We start from the raw sequence: 21,946 nt of genomic DNA on the forward strand, positions 1-21,946 counted from the left end.
AGCCGCTTTCCCGGTACCGAAGTGGTCTCTGACCGATACTTCGATTCACAGGTACTTTCGCCGTCGAACACCCGCACGTCACACGACGAGCGTCGGTGTCGCGGACATCGAGGCGTCGCCGGACACGACCAGGGTGGCAAGGATATTCACGGCCGCAGTCAGCTCGGACACCGGCCGCGTGAAGGGTAACCGCTGGTGGTCGTCGAAAAGATGGCCGGTGCCGAATCGGGGCCCGGGAGCCAGCAGCAACCCCCTCGACCGTGCTGCAGCGCCGAGTTCCGTCGAACTCGTTCCGCCGGGGAGCGTGCACCACAGGGACAGACCCCCGGCGGGCAGCACGTAGTCCCACCCGGGCAACTGCTCGTCGACGGCCGCCGCGAGCGCGTCCCGCTGCACCAGGAGGTCACGGCGGCGCTGCGCGACCAGACGGTCGTGCCAGGCGAACAAGCGCACGGCAGCAAGCTGATCCAGCACCGAGACCGACAATTGCCTGCGCGCCATGATCTTGGCCATCTGCGCGGTGCGGGCGGCCTCGGCGCGCACCCAGCCGACGCGGATACCTCCCCACACGGTCTTGCTGAGGCTGCCGATCGCCACGGTCGCCGATTCCGGGACCGGGACGCCGAACGGCTCGAGGTCGTCCGAGCCGTCCAGCACGAGTTCCGCCGCCACCTCGTCGACGACGGTCACCACGCCGTGGCGGGCCAGGGTCGCGGCCAGCCGCCGCCTGCCGTCGGGAGTCGCCCTGGCTCCCGACGGATTGGAGAAGTCCGGCATCAGGTACGCCACCGTCGGGGCGCTCTGCCGCGCAGCCCGGTCCGTCTCGGCGACGAACGCGTCCGGGTCGGTCGCATCGATCGGCACCGGAACAGGCCTGCCGCCGGCGGCCTGCACTGACTCGACCGCGCCGGGATAGGTCGGATGTTCGACCAGGACCCGGTCGCCCGCCTCGACCAGAGCCTCGAACACCACTTCGGTGGCATCGCCCGCGCCGCCGGTGACGAGGATCTGGTCCGCGGTGGTCGGGCGACCCCGGCTCGTGTAATGGCCTGCTATCGCCGCGCGGAGCGTCGCCAGCCCGCCGGGGTGGTATCCGTGCTGGGGCATGAAACGGGGCAGCTCGTCGACGGCGTCCAGATAGGCCTCCCTGAGTTCGGGGGCGGCGGCCGGCGCGGCGTTGACGAGGTCGACGACACCGTCCACCGGCGCACCCACCATGCTCCCCCACGCCGGCGGACCCGACGGCATCGCCACGAATGTGCCCGATCCGTGTCGCGCCGACGCCCAACCGGCCTCGCGCAGTTCCCGATACGCGGCACTGACGGTCACCCGGCTGAGCCGGAGTTCCTCCGCAAGGGCCCGTTCGGCGGGCAGCCGGACTCCCACGGCCATCGATCCGTCGGCGACCTTCTCGCGGAGGGCGTCGGCGAGCCCGCGGTACAGCGGTTGCCCGCCGGTGGGCGCCGCACCGAGCAGCACCGCCAACTCGGCTGCCGAGACGGTTCGGACTGGTTCCACACTCATACAGGCCACTTTCCCACAGAGGACTGGAAATCGCGGTCCACTTTGCACCGACAATCGATACATGCTGGTAATTGGAATCCTCTTGACCCTCAGCCTGGCGTCGGTGGCCTGGCTCTGCGTCAGCACGGCGCACGGCGGACGGTCCGGGCTCGCCGGACCCCCGCGCAGCCACCTGCACAGCGACTGAGGATGTGCGGCAGCATGAGGGAATGAACTCTGCCGCACCCGTTCACGCGATCGTCCTCGCCGGTGGACGAGCCACTCGGATGGGCGGCGTCGACAAGCCGGCCGTGGTGGTCGGCGGACGCCGGATGCTCGACACCGCGCTCGACGCCGTCGACGACTGTGAACGCATCGTGGTCGTGGGACCACGGCGCGCCGACCTCGATTCGACGGTGCTCCAGACGCAGGAGACGCCACCGGGCGCCGGGCCGGTCGCGGGGGTGGCCGCCGGACTGGCGGTCCTCGACGCCGAACCGGGAGACCGGGTGATACTGCTCGCGTCGGACCTGCCGTTCGCGGAACCCGCGATGGTGGAGGCCCTCGCCGCCGCCGTGCAGGACGCCGACACCGTGTTCGCGGTCGACGAGTCGGGCCGCCTGCAGTTCCTGTTGTCCGCGTGGCGCGTCGGTGCGTTGACCGAGCGCGTGCGCTCGCTCGGGTCGGCGGTCAATCAGCCCATGAAGGCGCTCGTTCCGGACACGTTCGACACGGTCCTCTTCCGCGGGGTCACCGACTGCGACACACCGGCGGACGTCGAGCGGGCCCGGAGCAGGGCCGCGGCGGCGCCGGTCACGATCGCCGAGGCCAGGGACGCGATCCTGACCGCGGTCCCCCCGCTCCCACCGCGGTCCGCGGCGCTCGGCACGTCGCTCGGCGCCACCCTCGCCGAGCCGCTGCTCGCCGCCGAGGCTCTGCCGCGCATCGCCGTCTCCGCCATGGACGGATACGCCGTCGCGGGCGACGGTCCGTGGCTGCTGCGCGGTGACATCCGGTACGCGGGAAGCTCCGAGGAACTCGAGCTGGCGGAGGGCGAGGCGGCCCGGATCGCAACGGGTGCGCACCTCCCCAGCGGCGCCACCGCCGTCGTGCGGGACGAATTCGCCGTGGCGACAGACACTTCCGAGGGACCGCGACTGTCCCGCAGCCAGGACGCCCCCGTGCGCGACGACGCGCGACGACGCGGCGAGGACTGGCACGAGGGGTACCGGCTCGCCGTGGAGGGCACGGCCGTCACGCCCGCACTCGTCTCCGCCGCCGCGAGCGCGGAGGTGACCACCGCGGGGGTCCGCGGCCCCGTCCGCGCGCACGTGGTGGTGACGGGAGACGAGATCCGGCGGGAAGGTCCGCTGCGACGAGGGCAGACGCGGGACGCTCTGGGACCCGTTCTCCCCCAGTTCCTCTTGTGGTGCGGCATCCGGACGGTCGCGGACACGCACCTACGGGACACGTCCGACAGCTTCGACGAACTGTTCCGGGAAGTCCGCCGGCCCGACCTGATCGTGATCGTCGGGGCGACCGGCGGCGGCGCGGCCGACCAGTTGCGTGCGGCGCTCGACCGGGCGGAGGCCCGGATCGTGGTGGGGAGGGTGCGGTGCCGCCCCGGCGGTTCGCAGGTGACCGCCCTTTTGCCCGACGGACGGGTGGTGCTCGGGCTGCCCGGAAACCCGTACGCCGCGGTCGCGACGCTCCTGACCACGGTTCCGTCCATCGCGGCCGCACTCACGGGTCGCACTCCGGCACCGCGTCAGCTGGCGCGTATCGCGAATGCGTCCGAGGTCAGTGGCGACGCCACCCGGATCCTGCCCGCCGTCCCGCAACCGGACGGCACGTGGCGCGTCGACCCCGGAGTCCGGACCGCGCATCTCGCGGGCCTCATCGACCGCGAAGCGCTGGCGCTGGTCCCGGCGGGCGCGGCCGACGGGGATCTGGCAGAGCTGGTGCCGCTCCCGCGCTGACGGGTCAGCGCTGGAACGACAGGGTGCGCTGTGCGGCCGGAATTCCGCTGCGGTAGCGCTCCGCCACGAGGCCGACGATGGCCGGATCGACACCGAGCGGCTCGGCCACTCCGTCCGCACCGGCATCAGCGAGACGCGCGTGGAACAGTCCGTGGGCCAGGAGATACGACGCGACGAACACGCGCTTCTCGCCGTCCGCACGCAATCCGACCACCACGTCGGGGACGCGCGGCTGCGCCGTCGCCACGTAGCCGATCCGGACCCGCGACGCCACGAGTTCCGACAACAGCGCCGCGGCGCGCCGGACGTCGCGCAGGGCCCGCGGGTCGGACGAGCCGGCCGCGGCGAGCACGACCGCGTCGCCGGGCCGCCAGCCCGCGTCGACGAGGCGCCGCAGCAGGACCTCGGCGAGAACGGGGTCCGGTCCCAGCGCCCGGGTCACGGCCACCGAGGGGTGACCGCTGTCCGCGACTTCCCGCGGAACATCGGTGTGGACGTGGTAGCCCGACGCAAGGAACGCCGGGACCACGACGGCGGGCCCGGTGATGTCGCGGAGCACCTCGGCCGGCGACGGCCCGAGAACGTCCACGAAGGAGACCCGGGTGGGTCCGACCTGCTCGGCGACGGCGTCGGCGAGCGCGGCGATCATCTCCACGCCCCGGGGACTCCGCGTGCCGTGTGCCACCAGTACCAGTGCTGTCTCGTTCATTGCTGTCCCTCCTCACGTGAATCGACGCAGTCGACGGGGTCGAGAGCGAGGCGGTATCCCCGCTTGACCACCGTCTGGACGGCTTTCGGTGCACCCAGGGACGCCCGCAGCCTGGCCACCGCCGTCTCGACGGCGTGGGTGTCGCCGCCGCCACCGGGCAGTGCCGCCAGCAGTTCGTCCCGGGGGACGACCCGGCCGGGCCGGGCGCCGAGCGTACGCATCAGCGACATCGCAGCGGGGGGCAGCTGCCGCACCTCGCCGTCGACGACCACGCAGCCGCCCCGGATGCTCAATTCGTGCCCGGCGGTCTGGATCTTGTTCGCCCGCCTGGGCAGCTCGTCGGCGATGTGCCGGGCGAGTGCCCCCAGCCGCGAGCGCGCCGGCATCGTCGTCGGCACCTCGAGTTCGCGCAGCGGTCCCGCGGTCACCGGTCCCACGCAGGCCGCGAGAACTCGGTGCCGGAACGAGTGCAGCACCATCTCGATCATTCCGGTCTCCTTGGCGCGGGTCAGCAGCGAGGCCACCGCCGGTGCGCTGGTGAAGCTGACCGCGTCGAGCCCGCCGGAGGCGATCAGTTCGATCATCCGGTCCATCGGGGCCTGGTCCTCGAGCGGCGTCCACCGGTAGACCGGGACGGCGATCACGTCGGCGCCCGCACAGCGGAGCACCTCGCAGAAGTCCGCGACCGGCTCCCATTCCGTGGTGGCACCGTGCAACTGGACCGCGATGCGCTTGCCTTCGACGCCCTCACCGAGCAGGTGATCAAGCACCTCCGCCGACGACTCCGAGGCGGGTGACCACTCTTCCCGCAGGTCCGCGGCCCGGATCGCGCCCTTCGCCTTGGGTCCGCGGGCCAGCAGGCGGCTCGCGGCCAGTGCCCGGCCCAGCTCCTCCGCTTCGCCCCAGCCGTCCGCGGCCTCCATCCAGCCGCGGAAGCCGATCCCCGTCGTCGCGACGACGATCTCCGGCGGGTTGTCGATGATCTGGCGCGTGACGCGCTCGAGTTCCGTGTCGTCGGCCAGCGGGATGATGCGGATGGCCGGGGCGTGCACCACGGTGGCACCGCGCCGCGTCAGCAGCGTGGCGAACTCTTCCGCACGCCGGGACGCCGTGATTCCGATCGTGAACCCGCACAGCGGCGTGTCGTCGTTCACGCGTTCGTGCTGTGAACCTGGACGACGCCGGCCCACACCCGCACGTCGTACACGGGCAGCCGCACCGACTCGTCGTCGAGGCAGCGTCCGTCGACCAGCGAGAACACCTGCTTGAGCAGCGGCGACGCCACGGTGGGCTCGCCGGCCCGGTCACCCACGAGGCCGCGGGACATCACGGCCGCGCGCCCGAACGGGTCGATGTTGCCCACGGCGCGCAGTGATCCGTCCTCGAGGAGAAACAGTGCCACCTGCTCCCCGCCCCGCAGCAGCACCGCCACCCCGAGACCGGGAATCAGCTGGCTGAGCGGGCACGCGGACGTCCATTCGAGACGGCCTGACTGGACGCTTTCACGCCTGGTTCCACTGGCACTGTGCACGTTCATGTCGACGACGGTCATCACAGTCCTCCTTCGGGCTGGTGTGTATCCGTGCTTGGATACATCGTTCGGGGTCGGTGTTTCCGCAGCGTTAAGCGGGGATTACTCCGATGTAGAAGCTGCGAATTTCGGCATTCCCATCAACACCGGGACCTTCCGGACGCCCGTGTCGTCGAACGAGACGGTCGGATCGGCCTCCTCGGGCGCGTTGACGAACGACACGAACCGCGACAGCTTCTCCGGGTCCTCGAGCACGCCCGCCCACTCGTCCTTGTATCCCAGAACGTGCTTGGCCATGGCAGCCTCCAGATCGGCGGCGATGCCCAGACTGTCCTCGCACACCACGGCCTTGAGGTGGTCGAGCCCGCCTTCGAGGGAATCGACCCACGGCGCGGTGCGCTGGAGACGATCCGCGGTGCGGATGTAGAACATGAGGTACCGGTCGATGTACCGGACCAGGGTCTCGTCGTCGAGCCCACCGGCGAGCAACTGGGCGTGCTTCGGAGACTGGCCGCCGTTGCCGCCGACGTACAGGTTCCAGCCGTTTTCGGTGGCGATGACGCCGACGTCCTTGCCGCGCGCCTCGGCGCATTCGCGGGCGCAGCCCGAGACACCGAACTTGATCTTGTGCGGGGACCGCAGGCCGCGGTACCGGTTCTCCAGGTCGACCGCCATACCGACGGAGTCCTGCACGCCGTATCGGCACCAGGTGGATCCGACACAGCTCTTCACGGTGCGCAGCGACTTGCCGTAGGCCTGACCGGACTCCATGCCCGCGTCGACGAGACGCTTCCAGATCGCGGGCAGCTGCTCGACGCGGGCGCCGAACAGGTCGATGCGCTGACCGCCGGTGACCTTCGTGTAGAGGCCGAAGTCGCGGGCCACCTCGCCGATGACGATGAGCTGTTCGGGGGTGCATTCGCCGCCGGGCATCCGCGGCACCACGGAGTAGGTGCCGTTCTTCTGGATGTTGGCCAGGAAGTGGTCGTTCGTGTCCTGCAGACCCGCCTGGTTGCGGTGCAGGATGTGGTCCGAGTCGGTGGACGCGAGGATTGATGCGACGACGGGCTTGCAGATGTCGCAGCCCGAACCCTTCCCGTACTTCGAGATCAGCGCGGAGAACGTGCGCGTGTCGGTGGCCTGCACGATCTCGAACAGCTCGGCGCGGGACTGCTCGAAGTGCTCGCACAGCGCCTTGGACATCACCACGCCGGACGACGCGAGGAGCTGCTTGATGGTCGGCAGGCAGCCGCCGCACGTCGTTCCCGCGTTGGTGCAGCTCTTGACTTGCGCGATGTCGCAGGCACCGTCGGCGATGGCCCCGCAGATCGAACCCTTGGTGACGCCGTTGCAGGAGCACACCTCGGCGTCGTCGGGCAGGGACCCGGCGCCGGGCTTCTCCCCCGCCGGCGAGATCAGCGAGGCCGGATCGCCCGGCAGCTCACGTCCGACGAGCGGGCGCAGCGACGCATACGCGGAGGCGTCGCCGACGAGGATGCCGCCGAGCAGCGTCTTCGCGTCGTCGGACACGACCAGCTTGGCGTAGGTGCCCTTGGCGGCGTCGCTCAGGACCACCTCCAGGGCTCCGGGCGTCTGAGCGTGCGCGTCGCCGAAGCTGGCGACGTCCACACCCATCAGCTTGAGCTTGGTGGACAGGTCCGCGCCCGGGAACTCCGCCGCTCCGCCCAGCAACCGGTCCGCGACGATCTCCGCGGTGGTGTAACCGGGAGCGACGAGGCCGTAGCACCGTCCCTCCACCGCGGCGCACTCGCCGACCGCGTAGATGTTCTCGTCCGACGTGCGGCAGCCGAGGTCCGTGATGATCCCGCCCCGCTCGCCGACCTCGAGTCCGGCGTCGCGGGCCAGCTGGTCCTGCGGCCGCACACCCGCGGAGAACACCAGCAGCGCGGCCTCGATCACCGAACCGTCGGACAGTTCGACGCTGATCCCGTCCGGACCCTCGGTGATGCCCGCGGTGCCGACACCCGTGTGGACGGTGAGACCCAGGTCGGTGACCAGGTTGGCGAGCAGCGCTCCGCCGCCCTCGTCCACCTGCAGCGGCATCAGCCGGGGCGCGAACTCGACGACGTGCGGTGTCATGCCCATCAACTTGAGGGCGTTCGCGGCCTCGAGTCCGAGCAGGCCACCGCCGACGACGACACCGACGGCGCCGGGTCCGGCCGCGTCGGCACGCTTCCGGATGCCGTCGAGGTCGTCGAGCGTGCGGTAGACGAAGCACTCCGGCCGGTCGTGCCCGGGGATCGGCGGCACGAACGGGTACGAACCGGTGGCCATCACGAGAGCGTCGTACGCGACGACCTCACCCGAATCGGTGGTGACCTTGCGGGACTCCCGATCGATGGTCGCGGCCCGGCGGCCGATCCGGAGATCGACGAGAGCGTCGTCCGGGTAGTCGTTACCCGCGAGCGCAAGCTCCTTGGGGTCCCACGCCCCCACATAGGAGGACAGTCCCACCCGGTCGTACGCGGGGAGGGGCTCCTCGCAGAGCACCGTCACCGACCAGTCGTCCGACTCGTCGCGCGCACGCAACGCCTCGACGAATCGATGTCCGACCATTCCGTGCCCGATGACCACTGCTGACTTGCGGCTCATGCCGTCGCTCCTTCTAGCTTAATTACTCGAGTTCATGCGGTACTGCGTGAGGTCACGCCGAGACCGACACCTTTTCGTCGTCGCCGTCGGAGACGGTGAGCCCACGAGTGACGGACGGGCGGCGCAGGAAGACGAACCAGGTGACGAAGATGCAGGCGATGTAGAAGGCGAGGAACACCCAGAACGCCATGGTCGCGGACTTCGCGGTGCCGCCGTAGGACGCGCGCAGCACCAGGTTGATGCCGACGCCGCCGAGGCCGCCGATGGCGCCCGCGAACCCGATGAGGGCGCCGGACATCGCGCGCGACCACGCCGCCTTGGCGTCCCGGCTCAGTCCCTCGAGTCCCTGCGCCTTGGCCTCGAAGATCGACGGAATCATCTTGTAGACCGAGCCGTTGCCGATGCCCGACAGCAGGATGAGGGTGATGAAGCCGAACACGAACGCCACCAGCACTCCGGCCGTGGCCGCGCCGGGCGTCCCGTCGTCGACGGTGCCGGCGGTGACCAGCACTGCGGCGGCGAGCGCCATGGCGACGAACGTGTAGAGCGTGATCTTGCCGCCGCCGATGCGGTCGGCGAGCTTGCCGCCCATCGGCCGCGCGATGGAGCCGAGCAGCGGTCCGATGAAGGCGATCTGCGCGGCGTGCAGCGCGGCCGCGGCGGGGGTGGCGCCACCGGCGAGGAAGTTGATCTGCAGGACCTGGCCGAACGCGAAGCTGAAGCCGATGAACGATCCGAACGTGCCGATGTAGAGGAAGCTGATGACCCACGAGTCGGAGAACTTCAGCGCCTTGGCCATCGACCGGAGATCGGACTTCTGGTTGCCGAGGTTGTCCATGAACAGGGCGGCGCCGACCGCGGCGACGGCGATGAAGACGAGGTAGACGGCGCAGACGATCCAGGGCTCCGTGTTACCCAGGGTGGCGATCACGAGCAGGCCGATCACCTGGATCATCGGGACGCCGATGTTGCCGCCGCCGGCGTTGAGGCCGAGTGCCCAGCCCTTGAGTCGCTGCGGGTAGAACGCGTTGATGTTGGTCATCGACGAGGCGAAGTTGCCGCCGCCGACGCCGGCGAGTGCGGCCACGAGGATGAACGTCGTGTAGGACGCGCCGGGGTTCATCATCAGGTACAGGGTGAACAGCGTCGGCACGAGCAGGACGAGGGCACTGAAGACGGTCCAGTTGCGGCCGCCGAATCGGGCCGTCGCCACCGTGTACGGGATGCGCAGAATCGAGCCGACGAGGGTCGGGACCGCGACGAGGAAGAACTTGCCCGCCGCGTCGATCCCGTAGATGTCGGTCGGCATGAACAGCACCATGACGGACCAGATCGACCAGACGGAGAAGCCGACGTGCTCAGCGACCACCGACCAGATCAGGTTCCGCTTGGCGATGTCCTTGCCGCCCGCCTCCCAGGCGTCGACGTCTTCCGCGTCCCAGTGCTCGATGTAGTGCTTCTTCACCCGGGCCTCCTCGTTGTGTGGGAGACCCAAAGGTAGAAAACCGGTGTTGCGGCGGTGCTGCGGTCGGTGACCACAACGTCAACTGATCCTCACTTTTCAGCCAGGCTGATGTGAGGTTTCCTGCATGTTTCCTAGGCGTGTCGAAGAGCGTCCTCAGGCTCGGAATCGACGTGCCAGCTGTCCTCGAGCATGCGCGGCTTGCACGCCTGGAACGCTGCGATGAGGAGGATCACCACACCGAACGTCAAGAATCCGAACGACAGGGTCCACCCGCCGGAGGCATCGTGGAACACCCCGAACAGTAACGGCCCGAGGCACGCGACGGCGTAACCCACTCCCTGGGTGAAACCGGACAGCGTCGCCGAGCCGATGTGGCTGCGCGTGCGGAGATTGATCAGCGTCAGCGACATCGGGAACGTGCTGGGCCCGAGCCCGAGCAGCACGATCCACAGGATCGGCGCGCTCATCGGGGCGAGCAGCAGTCCACTGAAGGCCACGAGGTAACAGACCGCACACCCGATCACGATCGGGAACGGGTTGCGCATCCGGGCACACAGCGTGGGGGCCCCGAACGCCGCGACGAGACCCATGAACGAGAACAGACCGACCATGGCTCCCCCGAACGCCTCGCTCGCGCCGGCGTCGGACAGGATGTCGGGGATCCAGGTGAACATCGAGTACGTGATCATCGACGTCATCCCGAACATGCCGGCCATTCCCCAGCCGACGGGCGATCGCCAGGCCTTCCCGTGGGGACGGTCGGCCGGCACATCCGCGGGCGGTTGCGCGGTCACGACCACGGCGCGACGTCGTTCGCGGGTGAGAAGGAAAATCCACGGGACCGCCGCGGCGAAGCCGAGGAGCGCCCAGACGCCGATCGAGAACCGCCAGCCGAAGGCCTCGGCGAGCGGGACGGCCACGAAGGCGGGCGCGATGGTGCCGATCTGCACGCCGACGATGTACACCGAGCTCATCACGGCCAGCCGGTCGGAGAAGTAACGCTTGACGAGCGGCGGAATCACCACGTTGCCGATGCCCATGCCGGCCAGCGCGAGCGCCGACAGTGCCAGCAACGACCAGGTGTCGCTCATCAGGGCTCTCGTGAGCATGCCGACCGCGGCCATCAGCATCGCGACGAGGGCGGTCCGTTCCAGGCCCCACCGCTTGGCGATGAGCGGCGTTCCCAGTCCGAACAGCGCGAACATGGCCGTCGGCACCATCCCGAACACCCCGACGACGGTCGGTGAGAACCCGATGTCCTCCCGGATCTGCGAGGCCAGCGGGGTGAACGAGGTGACCGCCAGCCTCAGCACGAGGGCAGACATGGCGATCGCACAGAAGACGAGGAGGCGGCCGCGTAGAAGAGTCACGAGATAAATCATAGGATGACAGGATGACCTTTGGAAAACCCGTGCGCCGTTCGAGTCTGATCTCACAGGTCACCGAGCAGCTGCGCGACGAGATCTGCAGTGGTCGGTGGGCGGTCGGCGAGAGGATCCCCACCGAGACCGCGCTGTCCGACCTCACTGGAACCGGACGCAACACCGTCCGCGAGGCAGTGCAGGCGCTCGTCCACACCGGGCTGCTCGAACGGCGGCAGGGATCCGGCACGTACGTCGTCGCCACCTCCGACGTCGGGGGCACACTCGGCAAGTACTTCGCCGGCGCGCACGAGCGCGACGTCACGGAACTGCGGCAGGCGCTCGACGTCACCGCCGCCGCCCTCGCCGCCCGGCGCCGCACCCCGGACGACGTCGCTCGCCTGCAGAACCTCCTCGACGAACGCTCCCGGTGCTGGGCCGAATCCGACACGGAGGCCGCCGTCGCGGCGGACATCAGCCTGCACCGCGCGATCGTCGAAGCGAGTCACAACGCCGTGTATCTGGAGTTCTACGACTCGCTACTGCCCTCGATCGCCCAGACCGTCGACCGGCACGTGCACGCGACCGGCGCGGGGTTCCACGACGAGCACGGGCGTCTGATCCGGGCGGTGATCGACGGGGACGAGTCCGCCGCGACCACGGCCGCCCGCGATCTGTTCGCGGAGCTACTCACCTAGAGGAGGAGGCGCACCACGTCGGCCGTGCGGGCGAGTCCGGGAAACGCTTCTGCGGTCGAGCGGGGGTGCAGCACGTGGACGGCGAGCCTGAACAGCACCGCACGCAGAAGCATCTGCGGCCATTCGGGCAGATCTTCCCAACGGCCGATGAGGGCCTCGTCGGCTCCACCCCAGGAAATCGCATCCACCACGGCCACCGCCGCCGCCCACGACGCGGGACGCCAGTACGGGGTGATGTCGGTGATCCCGGGCGCGAGGGCACCGGCGAACAGGACGGTACCGAACAGGTCCCCGTGCACCAACTGGTCCGGGCTGGTGACGGGCTTGCGCAGCGTCGCGAGCCCGGTGATCAGTTCCAGGCTCTTGCGACCGTCGGGGGACGGCGTCTCGAGCTGTTCGGCACCCTTCGCGCTGCGCAGCGGGATCTTCTCCCAGGCGGCCCGGTCCGCCGCCACGAACACGTCGACCTCCGCCCACGGCGCGACCGGGGGTTGGACGAGGAACCGGGGACGGTCGAGCTGCGAGGTCGCGGCGTGGAGCCGCCCCGACATCGACACGACCTCGTCGTGACGCGGCTCGGGTGTGCCCTCGATGAACGTGTCGGCGCGCCACCCGGACACCACATACCTGCCATCGGTGGACCGCACGGGACGCGCAAGCCGCACCCCGTCCACCTCGAGCGTCTCGCGGACCTTGGCGGACCACGCGGCGCGCGCGTGGTCGGCGACGGCTGACAGGACTACGTCTCCACAGAGCCACCCGCCGTCCCAGTCCGCACCGAGTGGGATGGGCTCGACTTCCCGGAGGCCGAACGTGGAGCACACGTGTTGAGGGGGTTGGCCTGTGCTCACGGACTCAACGCTACCGCCGGGTGGGCCGGGGACAGCGCAAGGCGCGCTGGCCCGGGGACGGGCAATCACGCCACGACGAAGGTCAGTAGACAGGCAGGCTGGTGTCGACCTGTTTCGCCCACGCGATCACGCCGCCCTGCAGATGCGTGGCGTCGGAGAAGCCGGCCTTCTTCAGCGCGGCCAGCGCCTCCGCCGACCGGACCCCGGTCTTGCAGTGCAGCACGATCGGCTTGTTCTGCGGAAGCTCCGACAGCGCCTCGCCCGACAGGATGCGGTCCTTCGGGATCAGCACCGCACCGGGCAGGTGCACGATGTCCCACTCGACCGGCTCGCGCACGTCGATCAGTTCGATGTCCTTGCCGGAGTCGAGGAGATCGCGCAGCTCCGTGGCCGTGATGGTCGAACCGGCCGCCGCCGCCTGCCCCTCGTCGGACACCACGCCGCAGAACGCGTCGTAGTCGATCAGTTCGGTGACGGGGGTCCGCGCCGGATCCCGGCGCAGTGTGATGGTGCGGTAGGTCATGTCGAGTGCGTCGTAGACCATCAGTCGCCCGAGCAGCGACTCCCCGATGCCGGTGATCAACTTGACCGCCTCGGTGGCCATGATCGAACCGATCGACGCGCAGAGCACACCCAGCACCCCGCCCTCGGCGCACGACGGGACCATGCCCGGCGGGGGCGCCTCCGGGTACAGGTCGCGATAGTTGAGTCCGCGACCGTTCGGCGCGTCCTCCCAGAACACGGACGCCTGGCCCTCGAATCGGTAGATCGAGCCCCACACGTACGGCTTGTGCGCGAGGACGGCGGCATCGTTGACGAGGTACCGGGTGGCGAAGTTGTCGGTGCCGTCGAGGATCAGGTCGTACTGCTCGAACAATTCGACGGCGTTGTCGGGCTCGAGCCGGAACTCGTGCAACCGGACGTCGACGTTGTCGTTGATCTCACGGATCGAGTCGCGCGCACTCTCGGCCTTGGGACGGCCCACGTCGGACCGGCCATGGATCACCTGTCGCTGCAGATTCGACATGTCGACCTCGTCGAACTCGACGATGCCGAGTGTCCCGACACCGGCCGCCGCAAGATAGAGCAAAGCGGGTGAGCCGAGGCCGCCCGCGCCGATGACGAGGACCTTCGCGTTCTTCAAACGCTTCTGCCCCGCCATGCCGACGTCCGGGATGATCAGGTGCCTGCTGTACCGCGCCACCTCGTCGCGGGAAAGTTCGGCGTCCGGTTCCACCAGTGGCGGCAGTGCCTCGGTGGTCTTCACAGAACGGTCAAGCGACACGGTCCACTCCTGACGATTGCGCGACAGCTTCCGATGTGTCGGACAGCATTGACTTCAACGTTCCGACGGGGTCCATTCTTCCCCTCCCGCCGGCAGTCGCGCGGGGCGGGCCCGGCTCACGCCCTCGGGAACGGCCACGGATTGAAATGGCAGGTCAGACCGTTCATCGGGACGATTCCCTCGGGGTCGAGTTGCGCGATGTCGTTGTTGGCCGTCCCGAACGTCTGCTGCATCATCACCGGCGCGAGGCCGCCTTCGGTCTCGCACGGCTGGTGGTCCTGGTAGCCGATGGCGTGCCCGACCTCGTGATTGATCTGGTACTGCCGGTACGACCCGATGTCGCCCTGGAACGCGATGGCACCGCGCACCCAGCGCGGCTCGTTGAGGACGACGCGATCGATTCCGGGGTTGTAGCAGGACACCTCCAGCTGGATGTCGTAGCCGCACGCCTCGCGGATGGTCATCTGCGACGTCAGCGACACCCGGAAGTCGGGGTCGCCCTGGTCGACGCGGCGGAACGCGAACCGCGGGTCCTTCGTCCAGCTCTTCGGATTCGACAGCGTCTGGTCGACCATCCGCCCGAACGACTCGTCGCCGCCGAATCCGGACGTGTCGACCCCGTCCTCGATCTCGACGCTGTACGTGAATTCGCGTTCGGTGCCCTGCCCGACCTTGGTCCCGCTTCCAGGAACCACGTGCCAGGTGCCAGCGCCGACCGCCGTGAACGGACCTCCCTCGGGCAGCGCGCCCGCGGGAAGTTCGGCGGCGAAGTTACCGTCGGCCTCCGGCGGGATCCCGATGACGCTCGAACCGTCGGTGTCCCGGGACAGGGTGCCGAATCCGGGGGTGTCGGTCTCGGCCGTCGTCTCGCTGCCACCGCCGGTGTCCCGGACCGCGTCGACCACGACGAGAACCGTGACCACCAGCAGGATCGGGATCGCGTAGGCCCGCCAACCGTAGGTGGAGACGAACCGGCCGATGCGACTCTGCTTCCTCGCCTGCCGCTCGGGGCGCGGGTTCCGGGGCCTGCCGACGTCGCGGCTGGTCGGGTCCCATTGCGCGCGGAGCGGTTGATGCGACTGCGCCTTCGGTGCCGACTGCGAAGCGCGGGGACGGACGTCACGCTGGTCGATGCTGCGCGATCGTCGCTCCCCGTCCTCGGAGCTCTGGGGAGCCCGGCCGCGAACACGCGGTCCTCCTCGGTCAGTCACGCAGCCCAGAATCTCACAGTCCGGCACCGCCTCGTCCCAGCGCACCGTCCGCAGGTCATTCGGCGTGTCACGCGGATGCGATCCGCAACGTCGCGGCTACCCGGATCACCTGGCGCCCCCGCCCCCTACCTGGTCCCAGTTACCGGTCAGGCAATATGCTTGACCGGGCGAGTCCAGCGAGTCCACCATGAACGGTTCACTACGCGCGGGTATCGTTCACACAGTTACACAGAATGTGACGCGGAATACTTGTGCAGATTGGAAGCGCTATGACTGAACTCGCGGATCGGACGAACTCCGATCGCGATGCCACCCCCGGAAAGGGCACCGGGGCCCGTCGCAGCACGCGACTCCCCCGCGACGCCCGGCGACTGCAGCTACTCGCCGCAGCCAGCGAGGTCTTCGTCACACGCGGATACCACGCTGCCGGTATGGACGAGATCGCCGAGTGCGCCGGTGTGAGCAAGCCCGTCCTCTACCAGCACTTCCCCGGCAAGCTCGAGCTGTACGTGGCGGTGCTGCAGAGCTATGTCGACAGCCTGATCTCCGGCGTCCGGCAGGCACTGCGCTCGACCACGGACAACAAGCAGCGTGTCCGCGCCGCGGTGCAGGCGTTCTTCGACTTCGTCGACAACGACTCGCAGGGATTCCGGCTCGTGTTCGAGTCGGACCTCATGGGTGAACCGCAGGTGCAGAGCCGCGTCGAGCAGGCCACCGAGGCGTGCGTCGACGCCGTGTTCGACCTCGTCAGCCACGACTCCGGTCTCGACCCCTACCGCGCCCGCATCCTCGCTGTCGGCCTGGTCGGCGCCAGCCAGTTCACCGCGCGGTACTGGCTCGAGGCGGCGCGCCCGATCCCGAAGGAAGAAGCGGTCGACACGACGGTCACGCTCGCGTGGGGCGGTCTGTCCCGCGTGCCGCTGCATCCCGAACAGCGCTAGCACCGTGCACGAGAAAGGGCCCGCAGTCGAGTCGACTGCGGGCCCTTTCTCGTGTGTTCACTTGGTCGGCGCGAATCCGACCTTGCGGATATCGGACGGGCCGATCTCCACGTAGGCGATCTTGCTGGACTGCACGAGGTACTTGCGTCCCTTGTCGTCCTGCAGAGACAGGATCCCGTCGCCACCGGTGAGGGCGTCCGAGACCAATGTCTCGACCTCGTCCGGGGTCTGCTCGCTGCTGACGATGAGCTCACGCGGGCTGTCGATTACACCGATCTTGACCTCCACGGTCAACCTCCGAACTCTCCGAGAAACATCAGCTGTCCTGGCAAGGCTAATGCAGCGGCCGCCGCCGGTGCGCGTCTGCGGGCTGTGCCCTGAGCGAACATGCCGTCACACCTCACACGAGCCCGAGCACGGCCATGCGTTCGGCGTGCATCTCCTGCATGCGATCGAAGAGCGCGACGACACCGTTGAGGTCGCCGGACGCGGAGATGACGAGTTCGGTCAGCGCCTCCCGCTGCGCCAGGACGAACTGTGCCTGGGTGATGGCCTCGCCGAGCAGTCGCCTGCCCCACAGCATGAGGCGGTCCTTGTCGCGGTTGCTGGCCTTGATCGCCTGCTGCACCTCGTGGACGACGAATTCCGAGTGGCCGGTCTGCGAAAGCACCTCCTCGACCGTCCGCGAGACCTCGGCGGGCAGCGAGTGCCCGATCTCGCGGTAGAAGTCGGCGGCGATCCCGTCACCGACGTACGCCTTCACCAGTGCCTCGAGCCACGTCGACGGGGTGGTGGACGCGTGGTAGTTGTCCAGGGCGCGGACGAACGGATCCATCGCCTCGAAGATGTCGAACCCACGCGCGGTCAGCGCCTTCTCGAGCATCTCGAAGTGGCCCATCTCGGCGGCCGCCATGCTGGCGAGCGCCACTTTGCCCTGCAGGGTCCGCGCCATCTGCGCGTCCTCGGACAGCCGGTAGAACGCGGAGATCTCGCCGTACGCGAGGACCGCGAAGAGTTCACTGACGCCGGGGTGATCAGCGGGAATGGTGGAATCAGAGGATGCAGGCGTGTTGGGCTCCATGGCGCCACAGCCTAGTGTGTCAGCCAGTGATGTTTGCCATGCGTAACCGGTTCTGGGGCGTTCTCCGGCTACAATGATCATGGGCAACCGCTCGTCACCACGTTCGCCTCCACGGAGAACGCGGTTTGAGTGATGATCGATCACGATCCGATCAGCGGTTCCCACCGATAATGTGCGCGCACCTGATCGACGGTCCCAGCCGCGCCTCGCCGAAATCTTCGATTTCTGCGCTGAGGCAGAGGCAGGATCGACTCGGAAGAGGACATCGACGAGCGTCGACTGGGAAATCGGGCCGACCAGCGGCCTGGCCCTTACCTCGTGCGTGCGTGCAGCTACGAGGAAGGCCAGTCCCCTGAGCAAGATCACTGTCGACCATGAAGACGACGCAACCGAGACCACGCTGTCGGCGCAACTCGACTCCACGCACGTCGCCCCCACCTTCGCCGAGCTCGGAGTTCGTGACGAGATCGTCCGCGCTCTCGACGAGATCGGCATCGAGCGCACGTTCGCAATCCAGGAGCTGACGCTCCCCCTCGCCCTCGCCGGCGACGACCTGATCGGTCAGGCCCGCACGGGCATGGGCAAGACGTTCGGTTTCGGCGTCCCGCTTCTCCACCGCATCTCCAGTGGCACCACCGGGACGGCCGCACTCGACGGCACTCCCCGCGCGCTGGTCATCGTCCCCACCCGCGAGCTGTGCATCCAGGTCACGAAGGACCTCGAGGGCGCCGCGAAGTACCTGAAGGGCGAGAAGAACAAGCTCGAGGTCCTCGCCATCTACGGTGGCCGCCCCTACGAGACGCAGATCGCGACGCTCCAGAAGGGCGCCGACGTCGTCGTGGGCACCCCGGGCCGTTTGCTCGACCTCGCCAACCAGGGTCATCTGATCCTGGGCAAGGTCGAGGTCCTCGTCCTCGACGAGGCCGACGAGATGCTCGACCTGGGCTTCCTGCCCGACATCGAGCGCATCCTCGGAATGGTGCCGGACAAGCGGCAGACGATGCTGTTCTCGGCGACCATGCCGGGTCCGATCATCACGCTCGCCCGCACGTTCCTCACCCAGCCGACGCACATCCGCGCCGAGCAGGCCGACGACTCGGCGGTGCACGACCGGACCAGCCAGCACATCTACCGGGCGCACGCACTCGACAAGGCGGAGATGGTGGCCCGCGTGCTGCAGGCCGACGGCCGCGGTGCGACGATGATCTTCACCCGCACCAAGCGCACCGCCCAGAAGGTCGCCGACGATCTCGCCGAGCGCGGTTTCTCCGTCGGCTCGGTCCACGGCGACCTCAATCAGGTCGCTCGCGAGAAGGCGCTGAAGGCGTTCCGCACGGGCAAGATCGACGTGCTGGTCGCAACGGACGTCGCGGCCCGCGGTATCGACATCGACGACGTCACCCACGTGATCAACTACCAGTGCCCGGAGGACGAGAAGACGTACGTCCACCGGATCGGCCGCACCGGCCGGGCGGGCCGCACCGGCATCGCCGTGACGCTGGTGGACTGGGACGACATCCCCCGCTGGCAGCTCATCGACAAGGCTCTCGACCTCGGCATCCCCGATCCCGCGGAGACGTACTCCAGCTCCCCGCACCTGTTCGAGGAGCTGTCGATCCCGGCCGGCGCGACCGGCACGATCAAGCGCCCCCGGGTGGAGAAGGTCGCATCCGAGCCGAGTGAGAAGACGGGCACGGAGCAGAGCGAGAACACCGATTCCGAGCGGGGCGAGAAGGCCGAGCGCACGGAGCGTCCGGCCCGCACCCGCACCCGCCGCCGCACCCGTGGTGGCCGCCCCGCGGACTCCGTGGGACCCAAGTCCGTGTCGCCGGAGCCGACGGCACCCGAATCCGCCGCTTCGAGCGGGGACACCGACGGCGAGGGTGCCTCCAAGCCCCGCCGGCGTCGTCGCCGCCGGACCACGAAGGTCGGCGCCGCCGCGACGAACGCGGAGTAAACAGCCACCGTGCTGGCACCTGAGCGGCGCTCGCGCGCCGATCTCGTCGTCGCTGCCGCAATCGCCGTTGCGGTCGTGGTCGCCCTCACCGTGGTGTGGTTCCGCAGCGATGCCCGGGGCACCACCTCGGTCACCGCCGCCGAACCGCCGCCTGCGCTCGTCACAGCCCTGACGGTTCCGGAGACGCTGAACCCGATCTGGGATTCCGCCAGTTCCGCCACCACCGCACCCCTCGCCGTCGGTGGTGCGGTCGTCACCGCGGACGGCGGGGACGTCGTGGGACGGGACCGGATGTCGGGTACCGAGCTGTGGCGGTACGAGCGTGATCTCGACCTGTGCGGTGTGACGGCGTCGTGGGAGAAGGTCGTGGCCGTCTACCGCGACGACCGCGGTTGCTCCCAGGTCACCGAACTCGACGGTGGTACCGGCGAGCGCCTGGCGCAGCGGAGCAGCGACGCCGATTCCGAGGTGACGTTGAAGGCCGACGGAACGTATGTGGCGTCCCTCGGCGACCGCAGGCTGGAATTGTGGCGCTCCGACCTCGTCCGCACCGTCGAATACGGACGGGTGGACGCGCCCGTGAATCCCAAGAAACAGCCACGCGCCGGATGCACGCTGATCGACGTCGGTTCGAGCAGCAGCAGGCTGTCCGTTCTCGAGCGCTGCCCCGGCGAGGTGGCCGATCGTCTGACGGTCATGAACCCGTCGCCGAAGGACAATCAGGAGCCCGAGGAGTACGGGTCGAGCGTCCTGGCGGGGGTGGATGCCGGTGTCGAGGGTGCGCGCATCCTCGGGGTGTCGGGCGAGACCACGGCCGTCTACCTCCCCGCGGGCACGTCGTACGGACCGCGGATCGGCCTGTTCGACGGCACCGGCAACGCCGTGTCCGAATACGCGCTCTCCCAACGGGTCGGACCGGATCCCGTCACGTCGACGAGCAGTTCGGTGGTCACCTGGTGGACCGGTACGGACGTGGTGTCGCTCGGCGCATCCGATCTCGCACCGCGCTGGATCTTCCCCGGCGCTCTCGGCCCGGGAGCTGTGATGGCCGGAAACCTGCTGGTCCCGGTGGAATCCGGCATCGCCGTGCTCGACCTGTCGACCGGCGCGTTGCTTCGCACGATCCCGGTGACGCGTGACGCCGCGGCGGGGCCGATCATCACGACGGTGGCCGGCGACATCGTGCTCGAGCAACGCGGCGATGATGTCGTGGCGCTGCGCTGAGGTCGCCCCTCACCCGGGTTCGGCGAACACCACCAGATAGCCGTCGAGGTCGCGGATCCAGATCTCGCGATGTCCCGCATTGGGATTGACGTGCACGTCCGTGACCACGTCGGCACCTACCTCCCGCACCCGCGCGACGGTGCCGTCGAAGTCGGGGGTCTCGAACCAGATCGCCACCCCATTTCCCCGCGGGAGCGCAGGGTCGCCGAGGGTGCCGTGGTGGTGGCCCTCGTCGAGCCGGTGCAGTTGCAGGATCATGTGCCCGTCGACGAGGAGTTGCTCGTAGTCCCGTCCGCCGTGGCCGCTGCGCGCGTCCAGGACCTTCCGGTACCACTCGCCTGCGCGTTCGACGTCGTCGACGGCGAGGAGCGGCTGCGCCCGCATCGTCAGGGTGTTGCTTCGAGGCGTATCCGAGACTGTCATGGCCCCGACGTTAGCGCCGTGCACTCCCCCCGCACTTGGACGAATGAGCATGCCGTCAACGGAAAGTGGCGCGGTATGCGGACGGCGAGACGCCGACCGTGCGCGAGAGGAGCTGTCGCAGCGACGTCGCGGTGCCGAATCCCGCAGCCGCGGCCACGCCGTCCACCGGCAGGTCGGTGTTCTCCAGCAGTTCGCGGGCACGGATGATCCGCTGTTCGAGAATCCACTGAGTCGGCGACATCCCGGTCTCGGCCCGGAATCGCCGGGTGAACGTGCGCACGCTCATCGACTCCCACGCGGCCAGCTCCCGCAGCGACAGCGGTTGATCGAGATGCGACAGCGCCCGGGCCCGCGCTCGCGCCGTGGACGCACCGTCGGCCTCCGGGACGGGCTCGGTGATGAACTGCGCCTGACCGCCGCTGCGATGAGGGGGCACGACCGTTCCCCGTGCCACCTCGTTGGCCACCGACGCACCGTGGTCGAGACGAATCATGTACAGGCACAGATCGATTCCGGATGCGACGCCGGCGGCGGTGAGCACGCTGCCGTCGTGTGTGTAGAGCACGCCGGGGTCCAGGTGCACGTCGGGGTACAGCCGCCGGAACGCGTCCGCCGACTTCCAGTGCGTCGTGGCACGCCGTTTCTCGAGCAGGCCGGCCGCCGCGAGGACGAACGAGCCCGTGCAGATCGATGCCACCCGCGTGTCCGGGCGAATGTGCGCGAGGGCGTCCGCGAGGCGACGGGGCAGGCGTCCGCCCTCCGGAGGGTCGTAGTCCTGATCGGATGCCGGGATCACGACGGTGTCGGCCGTGCCGAGCAGCGCCGGACCGTGCTCGACCGAGAGCGTCACGTCGGTGTCGGTCCGGACCTCGCCGGGGGTGAGGGCGCACGTGAGGACCTCGTACAGCGGCTCGCCGTCCCGCGACCGCGCCTCACCGAACAGTCGGTGGACGATCCCGAACTCGATCGGGAGCAGACCGTCGCGCACGAACACGACCACGCGATGACGGCGCCCGGTCCGCCCGCCTCTCGATTCGGACATGGCCCGATTATTTCACATATCGTCTCATCGGCCACTGTCGCGACCGCAGCCCCGCGTCCATGATCGGAGGGT

At 69.1% G+C, this 21,946-nt stretch carries 20 protein-coding genes; 6 read left to right on the forward strand and 14 right to left on the reverse strand.

Going from position 1 to position 21,946, the window contains the following annotated elements:
• Window positions 1–78: 78 nt before the first annotated feature.
• Window positions 79–1,524: a MocR-like transcription factor YczR gene (gene yczR / locus HGB39_RS20005; protein ID WP_005564814.1), complete on the reverse strand. Its 1,446-nt coding sequence runs from the start codon at window positions 1,522–1,524 to the stop codon at window positions 79–81.
• Window positions 1,525–1,585: 61 nt separating this feature from the next.
• On the opposite strand from yczR, the gene HGB39_RS39630 reads away from it, so the two are divergent.
• Window positions 1,586–1,711 (forward strand): hypothetical protein, encoded by a 126-nt coding sequence (locus HGB39_RS39630; RefSeq protein ID WP_257226324.1) that lies wholly within the window; start codon window positions 1,586–1,588, stop codon window positions 1,709–1,711.
• 22 nt (window positions 1,712–1,733) lie between these two features.
• Entirely contained in the window at window positions 1,734–3,482 is a 1,749-nt protein-coding gene (locus tag HGB39_RS20010) for an NTP transferase domain-containing protein (RefSeq protein WP_005564812.1), read from the forward strand.
• A 4-nt stretch (window positions 3,483–3,486) separates the two neighbouring features.
• Here HGB39_RS20010 and HGB39_RS20015 read toward each other — a convergent pair whose 3' ends face one another.
• The 6 genes from HGB39_RS20015 to HGB39_RS20040 all read right to left on the reverse strand — a co-directional run bounded on the left by HGB39_RS20015 (window position 3,487) and on the right by HGB39_RS20040 (window position 11,182).
• Complete coding sequence (locus tag HGB39_RS20015) at window positions 3,487–4,191, reverse strand: sirohydrochlorin chelatase (protein ID WP_064080765.1); 705 nt, start codon at window positions 4,189–4,191, stop codon at window positions 3,487–3,489.
• Window positions 4,188–5,345 (reverse strand): uroporphyrinogen-III synthase, encoded by a 1,158-nt coding sequence (locus HGB39_RS20020; RefSeq protein WP_054247393.1) that lies wholly within the window; start codon window positions 5,343–5,345, stop codon window positions 4,188–4,190. Before HGB39_RS20020 ends, HGB39_RS20015 begins: the two co-directional genes overlap by 4 nt.
• On the reverse strand, window positions 5,342–5,743 hold the full coding sequence (nirD, locus tag HGB39_RS20025; protein WP_005574158.1) for a nitrite reductase small subunit NirD: 402 nt from the start codon (window positions 5,741–5,743) through the stop codon (window positions 5,342–5,344). The genes HGB39_RS20020 and nirD overlap by 4 nt, the downstream gene beginning before the upstream one ends.
• 81 nt (window positions 5,744–5,824) lie before the next feature.
• Window positions 5,825–8,335 carry a nitrite reductase large subunit NirB gene (gene nirB, locus HGB39_RS20030; protein ID WP_005574157.1) on the reverse strand — a complete coding sequence of 837 codons (2,511 nt, stop codon included), beginning with the start codon at window positions 8,333–8,335 and terminating at the stop codon, window positions 5,825–5,827.
• A gap of 52 nt (window positions 8,336–8,387) precedes the next feature.
• Window positions 8,388–9,800 carry an MFS transporter gene (locus HGB39_RS20035; RefSeq protein WP_064080766.1) on the reverse strand — a complete coding sequence of 471 codons (1,413 nt, stop codon included), beginning with the start codon at window positions 9,798–9,800 and terminating at the stop codon, window positions 8,388–8,390.
• Window positions 9,801–9,931: 131 nt separating this feature from the next.
• Complete coding sequence (locus HGB39_RS20040; RefSeq protein ID WP_005562506.1) at window positions 9,932–11,182, reverse strand: CynX/NimT family MFS transporter; 1,251 nt, start codon at window positions 11,180–11,182, stop codon at window positions 9,932–9,934.
• An 11-nt stretch (window positions 11,183–11,193) separates the two neighbouring features.
• Between HGB39_RS20040 and HGB39_RS20045 the strand changes: the two genes are divergently transcribed.
• Window positions 11,194–11,859: a FadR/GntR family transcriptional regulator gene (locus tag HGB39_RS20045; protein WP_043787748.1), complete on the forward strand. Its 666-nt coding sequence runs from the start codon at window positions 11,194–11,196 to the stop codon at window positions 11,857–11,859.
• Here HGB39_RS20045 and HGB39_RS20050 read toward each other — a convergent pair.
• From HGB39_RS20050 to HGB39_RS20060, 3 genes are all read right to left on the reverse strand, one after another.
• A complete protein-coding gene (locus tag HGB39_RS20050) occupies window positions 11,856–12,710 on the reverse strand; it encodes a TIGR02569 family protein (RefSeq protein ID WP_005562508.1) in 855 nt (284 codons plus the stop codon). The two genes, HGB39_RS20045 and HGB39_RS20050, sit on opposite strands and share 4 nt — an antisense overlap.
• Window positions 12,711–12,792: 82 nt before the next feature.
• Complete coding sequence (gene moeZ / locus HGB39_RS20055) at window positions 12,793–13,977, reverse strand: adenylyltransferase/sulfurtransferase MoeZ (protein ID WP_005240132.1); 1,185 nt, start codon at window positions 13,975–13,977, stop codon at window positions 12,793–12,795.
• A 134-nt stretch (window positions 13,978–14,111) separates the two neighbouring features.
• A complete protein-coding gene (locus HGB39_RS20060; RefSeq protein WP_005562509.1) occupies window positions 14,112–15,251 on the reverse strand; it encodes a DUF3152 domain-containing protein in 1,140 nt (379 codons plus the stop codon).
• Between the two features lie 224 nt (window positions 15,252–15,475).
• Here HGB39_RS20060 and fasR point away from each other — a divergent pair, with 224 nt between their 5' ends.
• Window positions 15,476–16,147: an HTH-type transcriptional activator FasR gene (gene fasR / locus HGB39_RS20065; protein WP_005259707.1), complete on the forward strand. Its 672-nt coding sequence runs from the start codon at window positions 15,476–15,478 to the stop codon at window positions 16,145–16,147.
• A gap of 57 nt (window positions 16,148–16,204) precedes the next feature.
• Here the strand turns inward: fasR and HGB39_RS20070 are convergent, their stop codons facing one another.
• Together HGB39_RS20070 and HGB39_RS20075 are read right to left on the reverse strand one after the other, a co-directional pair.
• Window positions 16,205–16,435 (reverse strand): DUF3107 domain-containing protein, encoded by a 231-nt coding sequence (locus HGB39_RS20070; protein ID WP_005259708.1) that lies wholly within the window; start codon window positions 16,433–16,435, stop codon window positions 16,205–16,207.
• Window positions 16,436–16,547: 112 nt separating this feature from the next.
• Entirely contained in the window at window positions 16,548–17,228 is a 681-nt protein-coding gene (locus HGB39_RS20075; protein ID WP_005240122.1) for a ferritin-like fold-containing protein, read from the reverse strand.
• Between the two features lie 322 nt (window positions 17,229–17,550).
• Between HGB39_RS20075 and HGB39_RS20080 the strand changes: the two genes are divergently transcribed.
• Both HGB39_RS20080 and HGB39_RS20085 read left to right on the forward strand, forming a co-directional pair.
• A complete protein-coding gene (locus tag HGB39_RS20080) occupies window positions 17,551–19,185 on the forward strand; it encodes a DEAD/DEAH box helicase (RefSeq protein WP_005562510.1) in 1,635 nt (544 codons plus the stop codon).
• A 9-nt stretch (window positions 19,186–19,194) separates the two neighbouring features.
• On the forward strand, window positions 19,195–20,409 hold the full coding sequence (locus tag HGB39_RS20085; protein WP_005562512.1) for an Rv3212 family protein: 1,215 nt from the start codon (window positions 19,195–19,197) through the stop codon (window positions 20,407–20,409).
• A gap of 9 nt (window positions 20,410–20,418) precedes the next feature.
• Here the strand turns inward: HGB39_RS20085 and HGB39_RS20090 are convergent, their stop codons facing one another.
• Both HGB39_RS20090 and HGB39_RS20095 read right to left on the reverse strand, forming a co-directional pair.
• The gene (locus tag HGB39_RS20090) at window positions 20,419–20,832 is read right to left on the reverse strand and encodes a VOC family protein (RefSeq protein ID WP_043787750.1); all 414 of its coding nucleotides are present in this window, start codon (window positions 20,830–20,832) and stop codon (window positions 20,419–20,421) included.
• A gap of 55 nt (window positions 20,833–20,887) precedes the next feature.
• On the reverse strand, window positions 20,888–21,874 hold the full coding sequence (locus HGB39_RS20095) for a GlxA family transcriptional regulator (RefSeq protein WP_005562515.1): 987 nt from the start codon (window positions 21,872–21,874) through the stop codon (window positions 20,888–20,890).
• Between the last annotated feature and the right edge of the window lie 72 nt (window positions 21,875–21,946).

Origin of the sequence: Rhodococcus opacus, from assembly GCF_012396235.1 — a bacterium.
In the GTDB taxonomy this organism is placed as follows: Bacteria; Actinomycetota; Actinomycetes; order Mycobacteriales; family Mycobacteriaceae; genus Rhodococcus_F; species Rhodococcus_F opacus.

Excerpts from the sequence above, each read along its gene's own strand:
- yczR (WP_005564814.1), bottom strand. The coding sequence starts at position 1,524 with ATGAGTGTGGAACCAGTCCGAACCGTCTCGGCAGCCGAGTTGGCGGTG.
- HGB39_RS39630 (WP_257226324.1), top strand. The coding sequence starts at position 1,586 with ATGCTGGTAATTGGAATCCTCTTGACCCTCAGCCTGGCGTCGGTGGCC.
- HGB39_RS20010 (WP_005564812.1), top strand. The coding sequence starts at position 1,734 with ATGAACTCTGCCGCACCCGTTCACGCGATCGTCCTCGCCGGTGGACGA.
- HGB39_RS20015 (WP_064080765.1), bottom strand. The coding sequence starts at position 4,191 with ATGAACGAGACAGCACTGGTACTGGTGGCACACGGCACGCGGAGTCCC.
- nirD (WP_005574158.1), bottom strand. The coding sequence starts at position 5,743 with ATGACCGTCGTCGACATGAACGTGCACAGTGCCAGTGGAACCAGGCGT.
- nirB (WP_005574157.1), bottom strand. The coding sequence starts at position 8,335 with ATGAGCCGCAAGTCAGCAGTGGTCATCGGGCACGGAATGGTCGGACAT.
- HGB39_RS20040 (WP_005562506.1), bottom strand. The coding sequence starts at position 11,182 with ATGATTTATCTCGTGACTCTTCTACGCGGCCGCCTCCTCGTCTTCTGT.
- HGB39_RS20045 (WP_043787748.1), top strand. The coding sequence starts at position 11,194 with ATGACCTTTGGAAAACCCGTGCGCCGTTCGAGTCTGATCTCACAGGTC.
- fasR (WP_005259707.1), top strand. The coding sequence starts at position 15,476 with ATGACTGAACTCGCGGATCGGACGAACTCCGATCGCGATGCCACCCCC.
- HGB39_RS20075 (WP_005240122.1), bottom strand. The coding sequence starts at position 17,228 with ATGGAGCCCAACACGCCTGCATCCTCTGATTCCACCATTCCCGCTGAT.
- HGB39_RS20090 (WP_043787750.1), bottom strand. The coding sequence starts at position 20,832 with ATGACAGTCTCGGATACGCCTCGAAGCAACACCCTGACGATGCGGGCG.
- HGB39_RS20095 (WP_005562515.1), bottom strand. The coding sequence starts at position 21,874 with ATGTCCGAATCGAGAGGCGGGCGGACCGGGCGCCGTCATCGCGTGGTC.